Genomic DNA, 21,224 nt, shown 5'->3' on the forward strand with positions numbered 1-21,224 from the left:
CTAACGGAGACGACTTAATAATGATCAATACGCGCTAAATGATGTCACTACAATGATGTCACTACAATGATGTCACTACTGGATTATATGACTATAAAGGCGAGCCAATAAAGAAATGCAGTCTAACGGGTATGCTTTCTTCTGTCACCCCAGCAGCCACATCAACTCTTACCACACCGACTGGCGATGCCCAGCGGATACCAACACCGACGCCGACCTTTGTCTCAGTCTCGAAGTTTTTGTCGTAAGCATTACCCACGTCAGTGAAGAATGCCCCGCGGAATCCTGGTTTAAATTCATAGTTATACTCTGCACTACCAACCGCGAGCACTTGCCCACCAGTCAAATAGCCCTTGTCGAGCGGTGACAAGCTCTCATAGTCATAGCCACGAATACTTTGGTCACCACCCGCAAAGAAGCGTAATTTATAAGGCACATCATAAAAATCATCTGCCCAGATGTAGCCCGTATTCAGACTGCCCAGCACTTGATGCTTTTGCTCATCGCCAAAACTATAAATGCCGCTGACACCTGCGCGAATGATTGCCATATTAGTGTCGCTAAGGGCTTTATCAGCCCCTGCTTCAAGCGAGTAATACTGACGCATACCGCGAGTCGGATTGGTCACACTGTCTACATCGGTTTTGTTCATACCATAACCAAATAGCAGCGCTTGCTGCTTAGGCTTAGAGGAAGTAAAGCGAATAGGTAGGTCGTCCAACTCTGTCTCATCGACCCCAGTCTCTAGCTCATCTAAACGGTAATTCACAGAGTAGCTGCGATTCCAGCCACTATCACGGCGAATATTACGCGCTAATGCTGCTTTTAGCGTCGTAGTAGATAAGTCAAAGTTGCCTTCACCTTGGTCGATGACCTCTTCTTCATAGGTAAGACGCGCATCTAATTTATCGTTAAGTGGATGTTTCCAAGGTCGACTGGCATAAACAGCGACGTTTTTAGTAATTCTGGAAACCTCGGTCTCCGCACCAGCTTGGTAGCCTTTACGATTGAGCAAATTATAGTCTATTTTTGCCGTCGCTCGCACGCCCGTATCTGTGCCGTAACCAAGACCTACTTGGGCATCGCGCGGCTTACTTGAAGAGACAAAAACATACAACGGTACTTTTTTACTTTCTGCCACTTGTCGCGGCGTTTTTCGACCAGCCAGCGTTGGTGGTACAAAGTTTTCATCAGTGATTAAGCTTTCTTCATCAGGGAATATTTTTTGCGCAATATTACTGATGCCGTCGCTTATTTTACCCAAAAGATTGTCCGCCTCTTGGTCTTTTTCATCCAATACACGGTCATTTGGTAAGCGGCTCAAGCGCTCTGCTTTTTGTTTGATAGCTTGTAGTTTATCAAGTGTTGCTGCATCAGCTTCAAAATCGATCGCCGCAATATCGGCGGGATTGACTGTTTCACCGCTATTGGCAGTCGTATTACCCTCACTCTCTGCGTTATTTTCATCACCATCATCAGCGTTATTGTCTTGATTAACACGGCTACTATTAGAAGCAGCTGAACTTTCAGCACCATTATTGCCCGCAATGTCTGAGGCGCCATCACTATTAATATCGTCGTCGAGTGTGCCGCTATTATTGGTAGGCGTGTTATCAAAAGCCAAAGTACTGGCTTCACTGCGTTCATCTGGCGGCAATATCGACTCAACGTTGACTGTATTAAAATAACGAGTCGCTGATAAGTCATTGCTAAACTCGGTCACCGCTGGACGATAAAAAGGATCGCCGGGCTTAAAGTCAAACAACTGTTGTAATAGTGACAACTCAACAGGTAGCTTGTCAGGATCTTGGGTTAAGGTGTTGGTTTCTTCATCGTATGTAAAAAACACAACGTCATCAAACTCATAACGATCCCCAGTGTTGTAGACCAGCGACACATCTGCAGTATTATCTGGCAAGATAATATCAACGGATTTGTTGAGCCAATATTGATCAAAATAGCCATAAGTATTACTCAGCGACTCAAGGGCCGCCTTGCTATCTTTATAAACACGGTGATTGAAGATATCACCCACTTGTGGCGGCAAGTCTTTTTCAAGTGCTATATATTCTGGTTGTTCACTGCCTTCACCGCGAATCTCAACAATACGGCTGTCCACACGTACCGGCTCGCCCAGCTCTTCGATAATGACATCGATCGTGTCAGCATTGCGCTGACGTAGGCGTAACGTAATATCATAGTAACCCACTGCTTGAGCTGCCTCTAATGCTGTTTGGCGTAGGCGTGGCAAGGCGGCCGTAAAGTCGGTAACTGACTGAACTGTCGTATCATCAAGGGCAGCCTTGATGTTTTTCATGGGCTGAACGTCATTGTCCGCTTTGGTGAGCTTTGGCTTACCATCGACAGCACCTTCAGCGGTCGCCTGCCGTAGATAAATTGTGGTATCTACATGTGGTAATGCCATCACACCTGCATTGAATAAACGGTTATAAAGGCGTTTCACGATATTGCCTTTATTACGCGCCATTGGCTTGGGCTTACTGGCTTGTTCGATACTCTGGTTTATTCCCTGAGAGTCCGCTTGATAGTCTGGCAAGTAGTCATCAGGATTGATGATATCTGACGTTGTACCATCTTCATTGGTCTCATCACTGGCATTGGCAACACTCTCATTATCGAAAGTACCGGTTCCATCCACGCGTCCACTACTGACAGAGTCGCTAACATCGATCGGACGCGACATAACTTCAGCCGTCTGTGCACTTTCAGCAGCGCTCTCATTCCTACCTAATGTCTCAAGATTGTTAGGAGCTGGCAGATTGGTCGCATCCAAATCCACATCTAAACCAATAGGCGGGGTTGTATCATCTAATGTAGCAATTGGCGCGTCAAAATCTCGATCGTTATTGCTGATATCATTATTATTGTTACTGTAATTGTTATAGTTAACGTTGGTACTATTATTGATGTCATCAATATCTTTGGCATTCTGCATGTCCATCGCAGCCAGCTCACGATCAATCTCCTCGGGCGTCATCATCTGATAACCCTGCTGCTGTATGGCTGCGGCTTGTTGCAACAAACCATCATTGGCGTTATCGGAAAGATCGAGCTGAGCATCATTTGCGCCAGCCATATTATCCATGGCATTTGCCTGAGAATTAGCCGTACCCTGAGGCTGAGCAACTGGTTTTTTAGCGCTTTTATCTTGAGCATCAGACTTCTTAATGCCTAGGCTTTGTTCGCTGTACTCATCCAATACTGACTGATCAATAATGCCCTGCTCTACTGCCTTTTTTAGGCGCAATGCATCCAAAGCAATATCGAGCTGAGTATCATCATCTGACAGTGTGGTCGATTGAGTGTTTGTTGATTGAGTACTGGTTGGTTGACTGTTTGATTGATCGACAGCTATTTGATTGCTCGTAGGTTGTTTAGGAGAACTGATATTATTTGTGGTATCAGCCAATGCAGCAGGTGCCATACCGAAACCCACTAGGCTGGTCGCTAGCGCAGTGAAAAGTGCTGAACGCGTAAAATGAATGCGCGGCGTATTGCCATGATTTGCCATAGCTGCTGTACGACGTGTTTTTTGAAAACGGTCACTCTGAAAATCTTGAATTTCAATATCCTCTTGAACATTATCTGTATCACACTGCATCATCGATACATTGCGCGCGAGCGTTGAAGGCTGGTGTTTCATGTGTATTTCCTATCACCTCACGCGGCACAATATTATGAACGATAACAATCGCCTAGTCTTACCGGTGAATAAACTTATAGCAGTTGGCTGAATTATGGTTTACTGTCTTGCTTTAGATAATGACCGTTTATAACGCAAACCTTGGTGTCAGATTAGCACCATGTTTTTATCAAAATATGGACATGCGTGAGTGGTAGCAAGCCTTTGCCATTACTCACACCTCGCGACGCAACCATGCAAAATTTACAAATCATAACTTAGATAATTATGAAATCATAGCGTCGAGCGCATGTATTTTTACCAAAGCCTTGCTATTATACGGCTTAATATTGATAAAACCTATGCTATATTTCGATAAGTTTTTGATACTGTTAATAATTATATCGATAATTACTTTCACTTTAAAAGCGGTATACAGCGCTTTTCTTTGATCTAGCAACCGCGACCCGTCTGTAGGAATTTTCATGGCCAATCAGTTTCAATTATTTAAGCACCGCCGTTTTAGCGCCATGTTTTTTACCCAGTTTTTGGGCGCGTTTAATGACAATATTTTTAAGCAAGCACTCATACTGGTTCTGACTTACACTGCTGCGAGTCAGTTAGGCATGGAAGTCAGTATTTTGAATAACTTGGCCGCGATGTTGTTTATTTTGCCCTACTTTTTGTTTTCTGCACTGGCAGGACAAATCGCGGATAAATTCGAAAAATCAAAACTCACACGATTGATTAAGCTGCTTGAGTTCGTAATTATGGTAATTGCGGCAGTAGGGTTCGTGTTTGAATGGTACGCATTGTTATTTGTTGCGTTGTTTCTCATGGGCACTCAATCTACTTTTTTCGGGCCTATTAAATACGCCTACTTACCACAAGCGATGAAAGAAGATGAATTGGTTGGTGCTAATGGTTTGTTTCAAATGGGAACATCGTTAGCGATCTTACTCGGTATGATTATCGCGGGTGTTTTAACCCAGATAGCACAGCCGCTCTATTGGATAAGTGTGACCGTATTGGTCATCGCCGTATTGGGTTATTTTGTCGCACGATTGATACCCCACATGCCAGCGATGCAGCCAAACCTAAAAATCAATTGGAACATTGTGACCACTAGTGTGGCGACGGTGCGCTACTTATATTCATTGCCTTTTTTGTTCTTTGTCATCCTTGGTAATAGTTGGTTTTGGTTTTATGGCGCGACGTTTTTGACCCAAACGCCAGAATTCAGCAAGGTCATCTTACATGGTGATGAATCAGTGGTTATTTTCCTATTAACCCTGTTTTCTGTTGGTGTGTCGATTGGCTCATTATTATGCAAATCACTAACCAAAAACCAAGTCAGCTTACGTCTTTTGCCCTTTGGTATCGCCGGCTTAAGTATTTTTGCGATTGATTTGTATTTTTCACTGTCAAGTCTCAACATCAATGTGAATAATGCAACTCTGTTTGGCATCAGTGAGTTATTTGTGGTGAGTGGCAGCTGGCGCGTGTTTGCTGATTTATTCTTTTTGGGCTTTAGCGGCGGTTTATACATCGTACCGTTATATGCTTCTATGCAGGCCTATGCACCCAAGAGCCACCGCGCGCGCGTCGTTGGTGCCAACAATATCTTTAACGCGATATTTATGGTCACCTCAGCGATTTTCTCTATCGTTATCTTGAACGCTTTGGGATTCAATTTACCTCAGCTATTTTTAGTGACAGGACTCATAAACATTGCCTTCGGTGCCTTTTTATACAGTAAACTCAATAAACATATTAAAAATGCGGTCATCCAAACGCATGATGAAGTGGCTCCATAAGTAAGATTGACATACTGCTATAGCAATCGGTATGTTATCAAATGGATAATATTGATGCTGATAATTTGGATTGTTTGCTATAGTAATGTCTATGCGTTAATCACTATCATTATTTTAGAAAAACAGATAATGTTTTTAGCAGAACAGATAAGTTTAATTTTATGATCGTATTTAAGCCATCAGGAGTGAATCATGGCCCTGCGTCCCTTATCAAAAGTCGACCAATTGTTACTTGGGGTCGATAAGGCATTACGAGCTGTCGTACCACATTCAAACCCTAGCACTCGTCCACTACCAGTCAGCAGTGACGAGATTCCTGAGCTCACTATCACCGAGGCGCGACATGTCGCAGGGTTAATGCGTATCAATCATACTGGTGAAGTATGTGCGCAAGGTCTGTATCATGGTCAAGCATTTGCCGCCAAAGACAATGGCGTCAAGCAAGCCATGCAGCAATCAGCCGAAGAAGAGGTCGATCATCTGGTCTGGTGCGAGACGCGATTAGACGAGCTTGGCAGTCATGCCAGTGTCTTTACGCCATTATGGTATGGCATGTCTTTCGGTCTTGGCGCAGTCGCGGGTGCCATCTCTAATGAATTTAGTTTGGGATTCGTCGCAGAGACAGAAGCTCAAGTCAGCGAACATTTACAAGACCATATCACCCAATTACCAGAGCACGATAAACGCTCAAAAGAGATACTGGCACAAATGGATATTGAAGAGTTGCATCATCGTGAGCTGGCATTAGCAAGTGGCGGCGCAGCGTTATCACCGCCTGTACGCCATACTATGCGCTGGATGGCCAATCGCATGAAAGCCACGGCATATCACTTATAATTGCCATCTTTGATAGCAGGTTTTGAGCGATAGGTTGTGGTGGCAAGTTCGTTGTGAGGGTAAGTACAGTGCGCTTTATCATTGATATTGCTCTCATTTACTCTGCTGTCGCTGGCATAACGTACACGCTATCGCGTTACTATTAACAATCCTACTACTGATAGCGCTCAGTTGAATTTGTTAGGGTATTAAAAATTTGTATGATTTTGCCGCAAAGACATGAGCTAATAACCATTCAATTGCTAAATAACAACTAAATAAATTAAGGTAACGATTTTTATGAAAGCCATCAACCAATCGACTCTCTCTGCCCGTGCGTCTAGCAAGTCGCCTAAACTGGCAGCTCTGACAGCACTGGCAACAGCTTGTGCCATGCTATTATCAGCGCCTGTCAATGCGGCAGAAACCAATGCGGCAACAGATGCTGCGAAGACTGATACTACTGCCACATCGGTGCCTAGCGCTATGGATTCTAGCAAACGTGTGATTCGCCTTGCTCGACCGACTGCGGCTAGTACAGCACAAGAGGGTACTTTACCGACTGCGGCGGTGACAGCCAATACTCAACCAACTGACCCTCAAAGCAGTAGCGTTCCACAAAGCGCTCCTTTGCCAAATAATGCTCAGCCGTATCGTGCGCCAATGAGTACATTGCAACCACAAGATGTTGTACCAGCACCAAAAATACCTGAGTTCACTGGCACCACTCGAGTTTATGAACCTGGTCCACTGACCGCTACTGGTGTCGACCTGCGTAGTGGTCAGCTTGCCAATATACCAACGCCGCAAGTGCAATTGTCAGACGTAAGCTTTGTACCGACTGTGTTGATTCCTCAGCAAAACGGTAATAACAACGATCAGCTAGACGTGAGCTTGCTTGATGACTTCATCGAAGACGTCTCACCTAATGCCCGTCATTACCCACCAAACTTCCCTAACCGCTCACAGCGCCATTATACGCGTGAAAAAATCAAAGTATTGGCTGAATGGATACAGCCTTATGCTGAATCACCAAATGCCTCTTATGATGTATTAATTCGTGCCGCTAAACTTAATGGCATGGGACGTAACTTAGATTTGGGATCAGACTATACGATACGCGGTGGAAAATATGTTGACCGTGCCATTAAACTGCAACCTGATAGCGGCGAAGCCAACTTCTTATATGGCATGATGTTGTCAGAAGGCGGTGGCTTCAAAGAAGGTCAAAAATACCTAGACCGCGCAGTGTCTCTTGGCTATACCGAAGCAGAGCAAAGCTTGGCACAGTCAGACTTATTAAGTGACCGCCGCGATAACGCTCTAGAGCGCTTACGTCGTCTTGAACAGAAAAATCCTAACAATGACATCATTCGTCAGCAAATCAAACTTATTGAAGAGGGTAAATTCTACATTTGGGATATACCTGCGCCTGACATCAATGTTAAGCCTAGTGCTTAACATTGATTGGGTATTTAAATGTCATTAAGCAAGTCCACCAAATACCATGATTGCTCTATAAGCTAGATTGACTCGACTAAGCCCCTGACTTTATATAGAAATTACTTCAATATAGAGTCAGGGGCTTTTTTATGTCTAGCGAAACTCCATTGAACCCAACTTGCTGTCTACCTTATTTAAATGCGTGTTCAATTCAATTATCGAAGTTTAAACCGTATTTTTGAAATTTAAATAAAATAGTTTAATGCGAAAAGTTACGCTACACTTCTTCTTATAAATTACTGACTCAATCATGCTTTTACGACTAACTGGACTCACCTATGACTTTCGCTAGCCCTATCAAAAATATGGTGACGCATGCTAAGAAAACCCCATTTTCGATCACATCAGTCGCCTTGATAGCCGCGGTAGCATTACTACCTGCGTGCAGTACGGTATCAGTGAATAAGCAAGCGTCAGCGAAGACGATTACTGCGCAGCGCGGTAATATTGTCACTACCAAAAAATTAAGCAGTGACACGGCATCAGCGCTCTTATCGGCAGGGCTTAATGAGCAAGCCTGTATGCAGCAGTTTGATTTATGCCTTACTCAGCTTACTGACAGTATTTTGAATGAACACTACCGTCCTACTTTGGCAGTTTTTGCAGAGTTACACTACGCAAAAGCGCGACAGCTTTCTGCCTCTCAGGACTGCCGCAATGCGCTGGCTCGCCCGCCACTTGATCCTTATTATGCCAACGCACCTTTAGAGGATACAGAAGCTAAAGTCCAGCAAGAAAACACCAATCGCTGTCTAACAGGTTATCAAGAGCGGCTATTCGATGCTATCAAATCCAGTTATACCTATTTATTTTATGACAGTTTGACGCATGATTTTGAGGGCGCAGATCAAGACAAAAGCCCCTCTCAGGCACAGAACCGTATTCCGAATGACACCGACATTCAGACCCAAGACATCTATAATGCCGCCAGTAATGATGTGATAACCCAGCTTTATAGATCAACCAACGGCTCAAATAAATTGATGGGCGGCACCAAAGTAGATTATTTGCCCACATCCGCTAGCACTCTTAATGACAGTAACCAAGCCGCGATTGCCAATTACTCACCGCTCAAGGGCAAACCGACTGATCAAGTCAACGTCATGAAAATACAAATTGATGATTATGATCTTGGTGTTTATTTGCCTAATGAAAATAACTATTTGCAAAATGCACATAAGCAGACCTCTGCACTAGCAGACTTGGTTTCCACATACGAATTACGCCTCTCTGGGCTTAACTCAATTAGCAAACGTCCAGGCTTAGGTATCAGCTTGGTGGCCTCACTGGATGACCGTTATACCACCACGATTCGCCAATTATTAGTGTCATCATTGTCAGGTCGATTGACCAATGAGAAAGATGGAGACACAGATGAGAGTAAGCCAAGTTCGCGTATCTACCCTACTGGACATTTGCTATTAACAGGATTGATTGAACCAAGCGGCGATAGCGTATTGGATGTACTAAGCAGTCGCAAGCTCGATATTCATTTATACAACCCATACCAAAGCGAAAGCGTCAATATCCTTAATAGTGACTATCCACTGGTGGCTAACTTTTCTGCAGGTTATGGCTTGTGGCTGTCAGAGAACCAACTGGATGGCGTCGGTTATCTCAATTTAATCACTCGCCAGCCAGAGGCCAGACTGCCCAAATTATTCATGCTTGAGCCTTATGATCCCAATAAGCGCGTCCTGATTATGCTGCATGGTTTGGCTTCTAGCCCTGCCACTTGGGTCAATTTAACCAACGATATTCTCAACGACGATAAGTTGCGTGATAACTATCAAGTGTGGCAGATATTCTATCCAACCAATTTACCCATTTTAGAAAACCGTTATCAAATACAACAGTTAATCAACAGCACCTACCAGCAAACTGATCCTAAAGGACAAAATCGAGCCAGCAAAAACAGCGTGATTATCAGTCATAGCATGGGTGCCATTATCGCCCGCATGATGCTATCTGATGAGAACTTAGTCGATGACCTAGATCGACTAGACGATCAAAATGTGCTGTCTGATAGTGAAAAACGTAAGATTCGTGACGCACTTAAAGCATCATTTGGCGAAGATCAGCTAAAAGAACGCTTTGAGCTAAAAGCCTTACCACAAGTAGATACGGCTGTCTTTTTATCAGCGCCTTTTCGTGGAACTGACTATGCAGATCGCTGGTTCACTCGGGCACTGCGCCGTATTGTCTATTTGCCAGTTGGTTTGGTAAAAACTGTCACGGACAACTTAGCCACCATTGCCACGCAAGGTGATTTGGCACAAAATCCTTTGGGTGCGTTATATTTACAAAATGGCGCAAGTCAGCTGAGCGACAAATCCTCTTTTATACAGCTGACGAAAGACATCACCATCAATGATCGTGTTACTTATCACTCTATCATTGCCAATAATGATGCCGATATTACTAAAGGATTGGCGCAAATGCAGCCAGCCGGTGCAAAGGTTGATTTATCGCAAGCAGTAGAAGAAGACATTGAAAATGAAACAGTCGGTACAAGTAGCCCTTCTGATAGCTCAAAGCTCTCTGCCCAACCACTGGTTGCAGCCGTCACCGTCAATGAAGATATCAGCCAAGCGCTAACTGAACGTTTATCAGATGGTATTGTTCCTTATACTAGCGCTCATCTTGATGGCGCGGCCTCTGAGACGATTATCAGCGGTGGTCATAGCATTCAAACTAACCCGCAAACTATTTTGACATTGCGCCAGATTCTACATAAACAATTGCAGGAATGATGATTGCTTATGTCATATAGCACTGTACTAGTCTTTGCGCTTTAAAACTAAGAGTAAAGCAGATGGCTTTGCAACTTTGTACTCTGTTGGATATTTGTGCCTATATTAGTATATAAATAAAACATTACTGTTATTAAGGTAAACTTGATAACATCTTGTTTTCCCAAGCGATTAGTCTGATATATCTGGGTTTATCTCAGCAGTTTTTAATGACTATCAGGTATGCGACCAATCTGTTGCGCAGCTTGCGTGTGCATCGAGGGAAGCGCATAATATATTGACAGCACCTGACAGTAATGTATTAATTTATAGGGATATAAATTACTTAATTCAGCTAAACAGTCGTTAGCTTAGCCGCACTCTATCCCTAAGATTGCTCGCTAATCAACACTGAGCCATTGCCCGTATTATTTTTTACCTTAATCTATAGACGATTGCGGGCAGTTACTTGAGCGTTTTATGGAAGCCAGCGCTATTCAGCTAACAGATAAGGGTAACCGTTTATGTTCGCTACGTTTATGATTGACCAGCTCGATGCGCTGATGCTCGCGCGTATCCAATTCGCTTTTGTTATCTCGTTTCATATTGTTTTTCCTGCCTTTTCTATCGGACTTGCCAGTTGGTTGACGGTGCTTGAATTCCGTTGGCTCAAAACAGGCGAGCCTATCTATGCTGAAGTCTACAAGCATTGGGTCAAAATATTTGCCGTGGTATTCGGTATGGGCGTGGTATCCGGTGTAGTAATGTCCTACCAGTTCGGTACTAACTGGGCGGTATTTTCTGACAAAGCCGGTAACGTCTTAGGCCCACTACTCGCCTACGAAGTATTGACCGCGTTTTTCTTAGAAGCGTCCTTTTTAGGTATTATGCTATTTGGTTGGGGGCGTGTGAGCAAGCGTATGCACTTTGCTTCCACTGCCATTGTCGCCATTGGTACACTGATTTCAGGCTTTTGGATTTTAGCCGCCAACAGCTTTATGCAGACGCCGCAAGGCTTTATGATGGGCGCAGATGGTCTTTTATATCCTACCAACTGGATTGAGATCATCTTTAGCCCTTCATTCCCTTACCGCTATGCTCATATGATGACAGCGGCATTCTTGACGACAGCCTTTGTCATTGGCGGGGTTGGTGCTTATTATATTCAGTCCAAAAAACACACCGAACACCGTCAGCATGGTCGTGTCATGCTAGGTATGGCCATGATTATGGCGATATTTGTCGCACCCGCTCAAGTATTAATTGGCGATGAGCATGGTCTAAACACTTTAGAGCATCAGCCAGCCAAAGTCGCAGCGATGGAAGGTATTTGGGAGGATGAGCGCGGCGCAGCGTTACGCCTATTTGCTATTCCTGACCAAGAAAACCAAACCAATAAATATGAAATAAGCATTCCCTATGTTTCAGGTTTGATTCTTACCCATTCGTTAGATGGGGAAGTAAAAGGTCTAAAAAACTGGGCACCTGAAGACCAACCACCGGTCATGATTGTATTCTGGGCATTTCGCATCATGGTTGGTATTGGCATGTTAATGGTGCTGGTCGGCTTATTTAGTCTCTATAAATACTTTAAAAAACAGCAATATAATCCCGAAAGTGTCTGGTTCCACCGTGCTTGGATGATGATGACACCACTTGGCTTTATCGCATTATTGGCGGGCTGGTTTGTGACCGAGACAGGTCGTCAACCATGGACTGTATATGGTGTGATACGCACCGCAGAAAGCATGTCACCGCTCGCAGCACAGCAAGTAGCAACCACGTTGATTGGTTTTATTGTCCTCTATATATTTGTCTTCGGTGCAGGCAGTTTTTATATTCTACGCTTGATCGCTCAAGGGCCAAAACCGTACGAAGATCCTGCCGATGATAATTTCTATGAGCACTCAGTGACCGAAAGCCAAGGTCGTGCGCTCAGTGGCGATAGCAATCCTGCTAAGAGTACTGAAGAAGATATAGATACTCCTGCAAACGACGTCGATGATGGAGGGTTACGCTAATGTTTAACTACGGTGATGTATTAGACTTACCTTTAATTTGGGGCGGACTGATCGCTCTATCCGTCTTTATCTATGTATTGCTTGATGGCTTTGATTTGGGCTGCGGCATTTTGTTTCCCTTTGCTGGCTCAGATAAAAACCGTAGCCGCATTATGAACTCTATTGCCCCGTTTTGGGATGGTAACGAGACTTGGCTAGTATTGGGCGGTGGCGGCTTGTTCGCTGCTTTCCCAGTGGCTTATGGCATCATTATGACGGGGCTTTATCTGCCTGTTACTTTTATGCTATTCGGTCTAATAATGCGCGGTGTGGCATTTGAATTTCGCTTCAAAGCATCGTCACGTCGTCACGTATGGGACACTTTCTTTTTTGTTGGTTCAGTCGTTGCTACATTCTCTCAAGGTATTATGCTTGGGGCGCTTGTACAAGGTCTTGAGGCAAGCAACCGCCTATATACTGGTGGGCCGTTTGACTGGCTCACACCTTTCTCGATTGTCTGCGGCTTTGCCATGATTATTGGTTACGCCTTACTTGGCTCTACATGGCTCATTATCAAAACTGAGCATACCCTACAAGTCTGGGCACGCAAAGTGTCTGGCTGGATGCTGTCTGCTTTGGTAGTGGCAATGATCGTCGTCACAGCGTTTATGTATTTTTCAGACATTAATGCTCTCGAAGGCTGGTTTGGTTTCCCAGGTCTATTATATCTAGCACCTATGCCAATTATAGTTTTACTATTATTTTTCTTGATGCGTAAAGACTTAGGTGGCGAGCGCGAATATCGTCCTTTCTTGTTGACTGTGGCACTGTTTTTGATGGGCTATATCGGGGTTTGTTTCGCCATGTTCCCATACATCGTACCGTATCAGATGACGATTTATGAGGCAGCCGCAGCTGACACCTCACTATCCTTTATGTTAGTTGGTGCCGTCATAATGCTACCGATTATCCTGAGTTATACCGCTTTTGCCTATTACACCTTTAAGGGTAAAACTGGACATGAGCATATGTACTAAGGGTAAACAAAGGATATAAAAATGTGGCTACTGCAAATATTAGCAGTGGCTACACTTTTTAAAGCGTATTAACACGTAGTAGGAGGCGAGCATGAAGAAGCTCAGTAAGAAGCAGTCACAATGGGCATGGTTCATTGGGCTATATATAGCAGGGTTTGCAGTTATTTTTACGATTGCTCAATTAATCAAGTTGGCTATGGGTATCTAGCAGTCATTTACAGCCCACTTAGCCATGGCTATATCATATAAAAAAGCAGCGTCGATGAATCGACGCTGCTTTTTTATACGACTACTTATGTAAGATTGGTAATAATTAGGCATCTTAATCTAAGCCCTTTATTATAAATACCATAGTCTAAACGCCATAATCTAAGCGCCTTGATGGTGATCAATACCGTTACTTTTGATAAATTCATTTACCTGCGCTAAGCGTTCAGGCGTGCCCACATCGATCCAATTATCAGAAATGATTTCAGCCGTGATTTGGAACTTTATCATCGCTTGCTTGAGCAATGGTGCCAACGCCGCTGGCTGACCTGATACCAACCCATCGACCAATCGTGGTGACATCACACTAATGCCAGCAAAGGTGTATTTGTCTGCATCACCAATCGGCTGCTCGCTGGCTAAACCATTATTGATCGCAAAATCACCGCCGTTATTATGCTCTGGATTGTCAATCAATAACAGATGTGCGCGCTGATCAGCGCCAAGCTTATAATCTCGCAACTGCGCAAAATCATAGGTCGTCCATACATCTGAGTTCACTAAGATAAATGGCTCATCGCGCAGCTTGCCAGTTTGCAACGCTTGAAAAATACCACCTGCGGTCTCTAGAGGCTCATCATCCTCTGCTGACCAATGCAATTTAACACCGTATTGACTGCCATCACCCAGCGTATCCATCAGCTTATCAGCCAGCCATGATGCATTAATGGTGATATCAGTGATACCAGCTGCTTGTAGCGCTTTAATGTGCCAGACGACAAGCGGCTGTCCACCCACCTCGACCAGAGGTTTGGGTGTATCCAGTGTTAACGGACGCAGACGCGTGCCCTTACCAGCAGCCAAAATCATTGCTTGGGTAATCATTGCTCGGTCAATCTCAGACATGTGCGCTCCTTTTTTTTATTTTATGGGATTATACATTCAGATTAAAATTTGCTAATGTTTTAACGTAACTTATCAAATGAGCATTACTTATCAGATGAGCATTCGCGTCAAATAAAGCTCGTAAGTGGTTCGTTCTAAATATATTGCTGTACGAACTTACTTTGATAAGCTGGCAGTATATTATCCCTGAAACTCTCATTAAACGGCGCTACTGCTTGTTGCATATGCGGTCTACCGTGCGCCTCTAACCATTCTAATTCAAACATTAAATCACGCATCACCTTAGGAATATCCGCCAAATAGCGGTCTTTTCCATCTCGCTCAGACAAGCGAATAAAAATTCCCAACACTTTTAAATGTCGCTGTACACCCATGACATTCATATCATTTTCGAGCTGATCTATGCTATCTACCGTAGTCAAGCCCGCCTGCTTTTGCAACTGCCAAAAATCATTAATCCATGCAGAGACTTGACTCTCTGGCCATTCTACATAAGCATCTCGCAGCAATGACACCAAATCATAAGTATAAGAGCCGATGACGGCGTCTTGAAAGTCAATCACGCCTAAGCGCGAGCGATCCGATTGGTCCTGCATCAAATTGCGACTGTGATAATCACGATGGACGATGACTTGTGGTTGCTGCAAAATCTCTTTTATTAAGGCTTCTTTTAAAGTATTCCATAATGCTTTATCAAACTCGACACCGATATAAGGTATAAACCAATCGCTGAATAAATCCATCTCACGATCTAATAACTCGGTATCATAATCTGGCAATTGATGTTGCGACTTTGCTGTTTCAACTGGCACGGTCTGTAGCGCGACCAACGTCTGCATTGCCAACTGATAATGCTCATCTATCTGCGCAGGCGTCGCATCAACGAGCAGATGAGCGAACTCTATCGCACCAAAATCCTGCAACACCAAAAATCCTTTCGTCACGTCTTGCGCAATGAGTGTCGGCACATTGATCGCTGGAGCCATCAGCTTAGTCACATTGATAAACTGGCGCATGGCGTCTTGTTCGTCCGCTGAATCCATGACAATATAATGTGCGACTGTCGTGTCATTACTGTCTGACAGCTGGATTCTATGGTATTGGCGAGCACTTGCGTCACCGGGTAGACTATCGAGTTGGAACGTTTGACCAGCAAATACTTGCTGCAACCAGCTCTCTAATTGTTGTAGACGGCTATTGAGTTTGGTATCGATCATATTAGGCTCTAAAAGTATTTTATCAGTCATAATGGGCATCGCAGGTTAAATATAAGTCATAAACAATTAAAGTAGTGATAAGTCAGGCAAAACCTTGTTAAAATAGCAACGTCTTGAGCCAAAAAAACTGCGATAGCAGGCGTATTGGGATATCATTCGACATCTAGCGCTGAGCATAACCTCAGCAACCATTCAAAAAACAGCTCGGCTATATTATAAATTTTGGTAAATAGTGTAGCTGATTTGGTTTTTTTTGACTATGATTAGTCGTCATTATATGTAAAACAGCCAAATTCTTAAGATAGCATTATCAATCAGTGATTTTTTAGTCGTTTATTAACCGCCATACATGATTAATAATATGGTTACTAAATTCAGTATCGCAATTCAATAGGCTCTGCAATCATAGGTGTGCCCTTGTTATATTCTCCGCTTTACCAAAGCATCCGTTTGATCTTATTTGGTGCCTTAGGCTTGTCCAGCCTAACCGTTAGTGCTGCGCCCAGCAATGCTGACACACAGCAAACTGAGTCGCTAATCACTGACAGTAGCACCCGCTATATCTCTGATGTTACACCTGATGCCAATCGCAGTAGCGTCCAAAAAGACAGCGACTATAATGATATCCGCTATCAAAATAGCAATAATCAAAAGACTGACTTTCAGCGTAATACGTCTCAAAAGGCTGCTACTGATAACAATACTTCAGACAGTAGTTTTGACAATACTTTTAATGAAAGCACCTTTAGTGAAAACACCTTTAACGACAGCATCTCTAATGAGAATGCTACTAATGAAAGTCCTTTAGACAACCGCCCTCTAGAAATTACCGCCATCAACGAGAGTGATGATCAAGGTTTTGTACCAGCATCAGATACGATTGCGACCACTCAGAACAATAGCACTGCCCAGCTTGCTGAAACCACTGCACCTAAAGCCGCACAGAAGACTGGTAAAGTTGATGTGAGTGATGAAAGTATTCAAGATAGTCTGATGCGTTTAGCAGAATTTTATGAGCTGACACCTGATACAGATGCCTCAACGTTAAACAATGGTGATAATGCTAACCAAAATGTCATTCAAAACGAGCTAACACCTACCCCGCAAACCATTCCAAAAGTGGGTAAAAACTTACAGTTATTACCGAATGCTGTAGATAGCGCCCAACGCTGCGAAGGTCAATGGGTTTATCCAAAGAGCAACCCCAACTATCAACGCGCGGTCAATGAGGCAGGAGCAACCAATGGGCAGCCTGCGCCAAACTTAAATGGTCTCCCGAATAATCAAGCGCCGCTGTTTTCAGAATCAGATTATGGTTATTATGACAATGTCGACTATGCAGAGCTGTCGGGCAATGTCATCATCAATCAGGGTACCCAGCAGATAGAAGCAGAAAAAGTCTTGTTAGATTTGAGCAATGGCGTTGCCGCCGCTCAAGGCAAAGTCATGTTTACTGACCAAGCGACAGGTCAGCAAGTATTACGCAGCAACGCACTAGATAGCAATGCAACAAACCGCTCATCGAATAACCCCCAAGCCAATTTCACTGAGAAAGCATCAAAAGACGGGCTTATTGGGGTCGCCGATAGTTTAAATTATAATACTGAAACTGGACAGTCGACAGCCAATGATGTGGCTTTTGCTAGTGTAGAACTGCAAGCTCATGGTTATGCCAAGCGCTTGAACAGACCGAATGACAGTCAATATGAGCTAGATGACGTCATGTTTAGTACCTGTCCACCAACCAATCGTAAATGGCAGTTTGATGCCAAAAGCATTGATTTGGATACCGATACAGGTCGCGGCGAAGCCTATAACACTACTTTCCGTATCGCTGACGTGCCTGTGTTCTATTTGCCTTATTTCAACTTCCCGATTGATAATCGTCGCACCAGTGGTTTTTTATTGCCGAATGCCAGTATCAGTAGTGAAAGCGGTCTTGAGGTTGATATACCCTACTATTTCAATTTGGCACCCAATTATGATGCCACGCTCAATACCCATATTTATACCGATCGTAATCCTATGGTGTCAGGCGAGTTTCGCTATCTGACCGAAAGTTATGGCGAAGGTATTTTTAATGGTTCATATTTGCCTAATGACAAAGAGTACAATGACGAAGACCGCTCTAGCTTCTTTTATGATCATTATTGGTCATCTAAGAGCATTCCACGCTTAAGCGGTGATGCAAAATACAGCTATGTGTCAGATTCAGATTACCTCAATGATTTTGACACGCTGGGTCTATCAGACAGCACCATAAACTTACCACGCCGTGCGCGTGTCAATTATTATAATGACTATGTTGATGGTGAATTAAAGGTAGAAACCTTTCAAACTCTAGACGCTTTTACCAGTAATGGTAAACCCTTAGAAGACAAAGATAAACCTTATTCAAGATTGCCGCAGCTCAAGCTCGATTATCGACTGCCTTGGGCGAAGAGCTTCGATATCACTGGTGTACATGATTCCGCTTATTTCAAAAAATCCATCGACGATGGCTCTGAGAATGAAAAAAGTGGCGGGCGAATTTATAATAAACTCAGCGCCGTTTATCCAATGGAAAAATCTTGGGGTTATATCAAGCCCAAACTGAGCTTACAACATCTCTATACTTCTTATGACGAGGACAGCTTAGCCGACAACCAGTTGAGTGATAAAGACGGTAGCCAGTCGGTATTTGTACCTCAAGCCAGTATCGATGCAGGTCTGAATTTCTATCAAGCAGGCTCGCCTTTTGGCGCATTCGACGATACCATGGGTGGCTATCGCTTGCTAAGCCCACGATTGAAATACACCTACTCGCCATATGAAGACCAAAACGATATTCCGAACTTTAATACGCGTATTGCCTCTATTAACTATGAACAGCTGTTTTCTGACAGTTGGTTCTTAGGGCATGATCGCTTGCAAGATTTGCATTCGATTACTCCTGGTATCAATTATCGTTACATCGACGCAACGGGTGTGACACGTTTTGATGGTAGCATTGCAGAGCAGTTTTATATCGATAATGGACGTGTTACGCTTGATGATCAGCAACCTGTCTTCACCTCTTCATCTTCAGGGATGGTTTGGGATACCAGCACGCAACCTTACAACAACTTTTGGGTTGATGTTAGTGGCGCACTGACCAATGATTATGATTTAAATTATATTACGACTGAGCTGCGTTATCAGCCGTCTGACAACAGCTTGTTTAATGTTGGATTTGTCAAACGTCAACGTGATGAAAACACCGATCAGCTGCCACTCTCTGCTTTTACCGCATCGGCTGTCTTTCCAATCAATAACAGCTGGCGAATCTTGGCTCAAGGTCAATACGATTACAATCGTGATAAAGTCCTTGATTCGTTGGTCGGCGTTGATTACGAAGATTGCTGCTTTGGTTTTGCAGTTTATGGTCGTCGTTACTATAATGACTTAAATGTCAAAGACAAACCAACGCAAGCTATTATGGCAGAGATTAGATTGAATGGTTTGGGTAGTGGTAGCAGCCGCCTGACTCGCTTACTCTCTGATAAAATCTTGGGCTTTGAACCTGTCCAGACTGCTTGGAAAGATTAAGACCGTGCTTGTATAAATATTTTTGCTATGTATTTCATAACCCTGTTTGTAACCCTATTATGGTCAACCCTGTCTAATATTTGACTGTTAAAAGTATTAAACAGCGTTGACCAACTACCATCCGATGCGATGACATTGATGAGGAGCATCATGAGATTTTTTTCTTTACGTCAAACCAGCCGTGCTGTATTGCTATCTATGAGTGCCAGCCTTGCGCTTACATTGAGCGCCCAAGCTGCCACCGTTAAACCTGCAAAATCACAAGCGCCTCAAGCAAATGCCGTGACCGCGCAGAATAACGTCAATCGTTTGACGCCAGCCAATAGCACCGACGGTATTATTGCTTTAGTCAATGAAAATGCTATCTTAAAGAGTGATTTGATCGATGCTATCACTCAAGCACAAGCACGTGCACAAGCGGCTGGTGAACCAATAGCAAACTCAGCACAGCTACAGTCTGAGGTGTTAAATGCGCTCATATTGCGTGAGTTACAACTATCGATGGTCAAACGCGTCGGTTTAAACCCTGATGAAGCGGCTATTAATCAGCGCCTTAGTCAAATCGCTCAAGCAGAAGGGCTGACGAGCATCTCAGCTTTGCAACAGCGTTTGGATGCAGCAAAACCTGGTAGCTATGCGGCGCTACGTGCGCAATTAATCGAAGACGCAGCCATTCAAGCCTTGCAACAGCGCCAAATCGGTAACCGCGTGCGCATCAGCGAACAAGATATTGATGCATTTTTGGCCTCGCCTGAAGCCAAGCGCTTAAACCAGAGTGAGTATCAAACGATTCATGTACGAGTACCTTACATGGATGACTACAGCCGACTCTCAGAAGCCCAACGCAATGAGGCGTTAAAGGTAGCAGAAGCTCTGCGTACTCGCCTGCTTGCACCAAACGTTGATGTCGCTGAAGCGGTCGCTGCTAGCCAAGGCAACTATCCTATTCCGCTACAAGGTGGCGATATGGGCTTTCATAAAGCCGCGTCTCTACCTACAGAGCTATCAAGTGAGATTACCAAACTTGAGGTTGGCGCGGTCAGCGCACCATTAATAACGCCTGAAGGTATCGATATCATTAAACTTGCTGACAAAAAAGCCAGCGACACCATGCTGATACCGCAGTGGCGTACTCGTCACATATTGGTAAAAGTTGATGAGCTACAGACAGACGCGCTTGCTGAGCAAAAGATTAATGATTTGTATGAACAGTTACGCAGCGGCGCTGATTTTGCTGGTTTAGCATCGACCTATTCAGATGATCCCGGTTCAGCTGGCCGCGGTGGCGATCTTGATTGGGTAAGTGAAGAAGACATGATTGGTCCATTCGAAGCCATGATGAAAAACACAGCTGTTGGTGACTACTCTGCTCCTTTCAAAACCCAGTTTGGCTGGCATATATTGAAAATAGAAGGCAAACGCCAACAAGATGTTAGCGATCAATATCGTCGCAATATGGCACGTCAAGCGCTTTATCAGCGCTTAGCACCGCAAGCCAAAGAAGACTGGCTACAAGAGCTACGCGCAGGTGCTTACATCCAAGTACTTGGCTAACTGATATAGGCATCGATAAGTCAAATCTAATAATGCTTTGTCAAAAAGGGTATATGCTAATGCATGTACCCTTTTTTTATTGACGTTCATTTATGCGATAAAAAAATCAGAAGGTCATCTCAAATATATTGCAGGATGTCCAAACACAAGAATATCGAATAAAATAAATGTAAGCATTGCACACACAAAGAAAAGCCCCGAACCTAGGGCGATTGGTTCGGGGCT

Annotated in this window: 12 protein-coding genes; 9 read left to right on the top strand and 3 right to left on the bottom strand. The window is 43.8% G+C overall.

All coding sequences use genetic code 11. The features are described 5' to 3' along the window. Nucleotides 1–91: 91 nt before the first annotated feature. Nucleotides 92–3,532, bottom strand: coding sequence for an autotransporter assembly complex protein TamA (locus C8D84_RS04625; RefSeq protein ID WP_407691870.1), 3,441 nt, complete (start codon nt 3,530–3,532; stop codon nt 92–94). 596 nt (nt 3,533–4,128) lie between these two features. Here C8D84_RS04625 and C8D84_RS04635 point away from each other — a divergent pair. The 7 genes from C8D84_RS04635 to C8D84_RS14020 all read left to right on the top strand — a co-directional run bounded on the left by C8D84_RS04635 (nt 4,129) and on the right by C8D84_RS14020 (nt 13,756). Beyond that, on the top strand, nt 4,129–5,460 hold the full coding sequence (locus C8D84_RS04635) for an MFS transporter (protein ID WP_109590415.1): 1,332 nt from the start codon (nt 4,129–4,131) through the stop codon (nt 5,458–5,460). Between the two features lie 198 nt (nt 5,461–5,658). Further along, nucleotides 5,659–6,297, top strand: coding sequence for a 2-polyprenyl-3-methyl-6-methoxy-1,4-benzoquinone monooxygenase (gene coq7, locus C8D84_RS04640; RefSeq protein WP_201539625.1), 639 nt, complete (start codon nt 5,659–5,661; stop codon nt 6,295–6,297). 279 nt (nt 6,298–6,576) lie between these two features. Beyond that, a complete protein-coding gene (locus C8D84_RS04645) occupies nt 6,577–7,737 on the top strand; it encodes a hypothetical protein (protein ID WP_109590417.1) in 1,161 nt (386 codons plus the stop codon). A gap of 320 nt (nt 7,738–8,057) precedes the next feature. After that, complete coding sequence (locus C8D84_RS04650; protein WP_170108270.1) at nt 8,058–10,532, top strand: esterase/lipase family protein; 2,475 nt, start codon at nt 8,058–8,060, stop codon at nt 10,530–10,532. A 503-nt stretch (nt 10,533–11,035) separates the two neighbouring features. Continuing rightward, on the top strand, nt 11,036–12,532 hold the full coding sequence (locus C8D84_RS04655; protein ID WP_109590420.1) for a cytochrome ubiquinol oxidase subunit I: 1,497 nt from the start codon (nt 11,036–11,038) through the stop codon (nt 12,530–12,532). Then, nucleotides 12,532–13,548 carry a cytochrome d ubiquinol oxidase subunit II gene (gene cydB, locus C8D84_RS04660; RefSeq protein ID WP_087814612.1) on the top strand — a complete coding sequence of 339 codons (1,017 nt, stop codon included), beginning with the start codon at nt 12,532–12,534 and terminating at the stop codon, nt 13,546–13,548. Before C8D84_RS04655 ends, cydB begins: the two co-directional genes overlap by 1 nt. 91 nt (nt 13,549–13,639) lie before the next feature. Next, the gene (locus C8D84_RS14020; protein ID WP_372815413.1) at nt 13,640–13,756 is read left to right on the top strand and encodes a DUF2474 domain-containing protein; all 117 of its coding nucleotides are present in this window, start codon (nt 13,640–13,642) and stop codon (nt 13,754–13,756) included. 161 nt (nt 13,757–13,917) lie between these two features. On the opposite strand, the gene murU is transcribed toward C8D84_RS14020, so the two are convergent. Both murU and C8D84_RS04670 read right to left on the bottom strand, forming a co-directional pair. Continuing rightward, nucleotides 13,918–14,661 (bottom strand): N-acetylmuramate alpha-1-phosphate uridylyltransferase MurU, encoded by a 744-nt coding sequence (murU, locus tag C8D84_RS04665; RefSeq protein ID WP_087814613.1) that lies wholly within the window; start codon nt 14,659–14,661, stop codon nt 13,918–13,920. Between the two features lie 134 nt (nt 14,662–14,795). Further along, on the bottom strand, nt 14,796–15,878 hold the full coding sequence (locus tag C8D84_RS04670; protein ID WP_228244467.1) for an aminoglycoside phosphotransferase family protein: 1,083 nt from the start codon (nt 15,876–15,878) through the stop codon (nt 14,796–14,798). Nucleotides 15,879–16,295: 417 nt separating this feature from the next. Here C8D84_RS04670 and lptD point away from each other — a divergent pair, with 417 nt between their 5' ends. After that, entirely contained in the window at nt 16,296–19,445 is a 3,150-nt protein-coding gene (gene lptD, locus C8D84_RS04675; RefSeq protein ID WP_109590424.1) for an LPS assembly protein LptD, read from the top strand. A 150-nt stretch (nt 19,446–19,595) separates the two neighbouring features. Continuing rightward, complete coding sequence (locus C8D84_RS04680; RefSeq protein WP_109590426.1) at nt 19,596–20,999, top strand: peptidylprolyl isomerase; 1,404 nt, start codon at nt 19,596–19,598, stop codon at nt 20,997–20,999. Nucleotides 21,000–21,224 lie beyond the last annotated feature (225 nt).

Origin of the sequence: Psychrobacter immobilis, from assembly GCF_003148585.1 — a bacterium.
Taxonomy (GTDB): domain Bacteria; phylum Pseudomonadota; class Gammaproteobacteria; order Pseudomonadales; family Moraxellaceae; genus Psychrobacter; species Psychrobacter immobilis.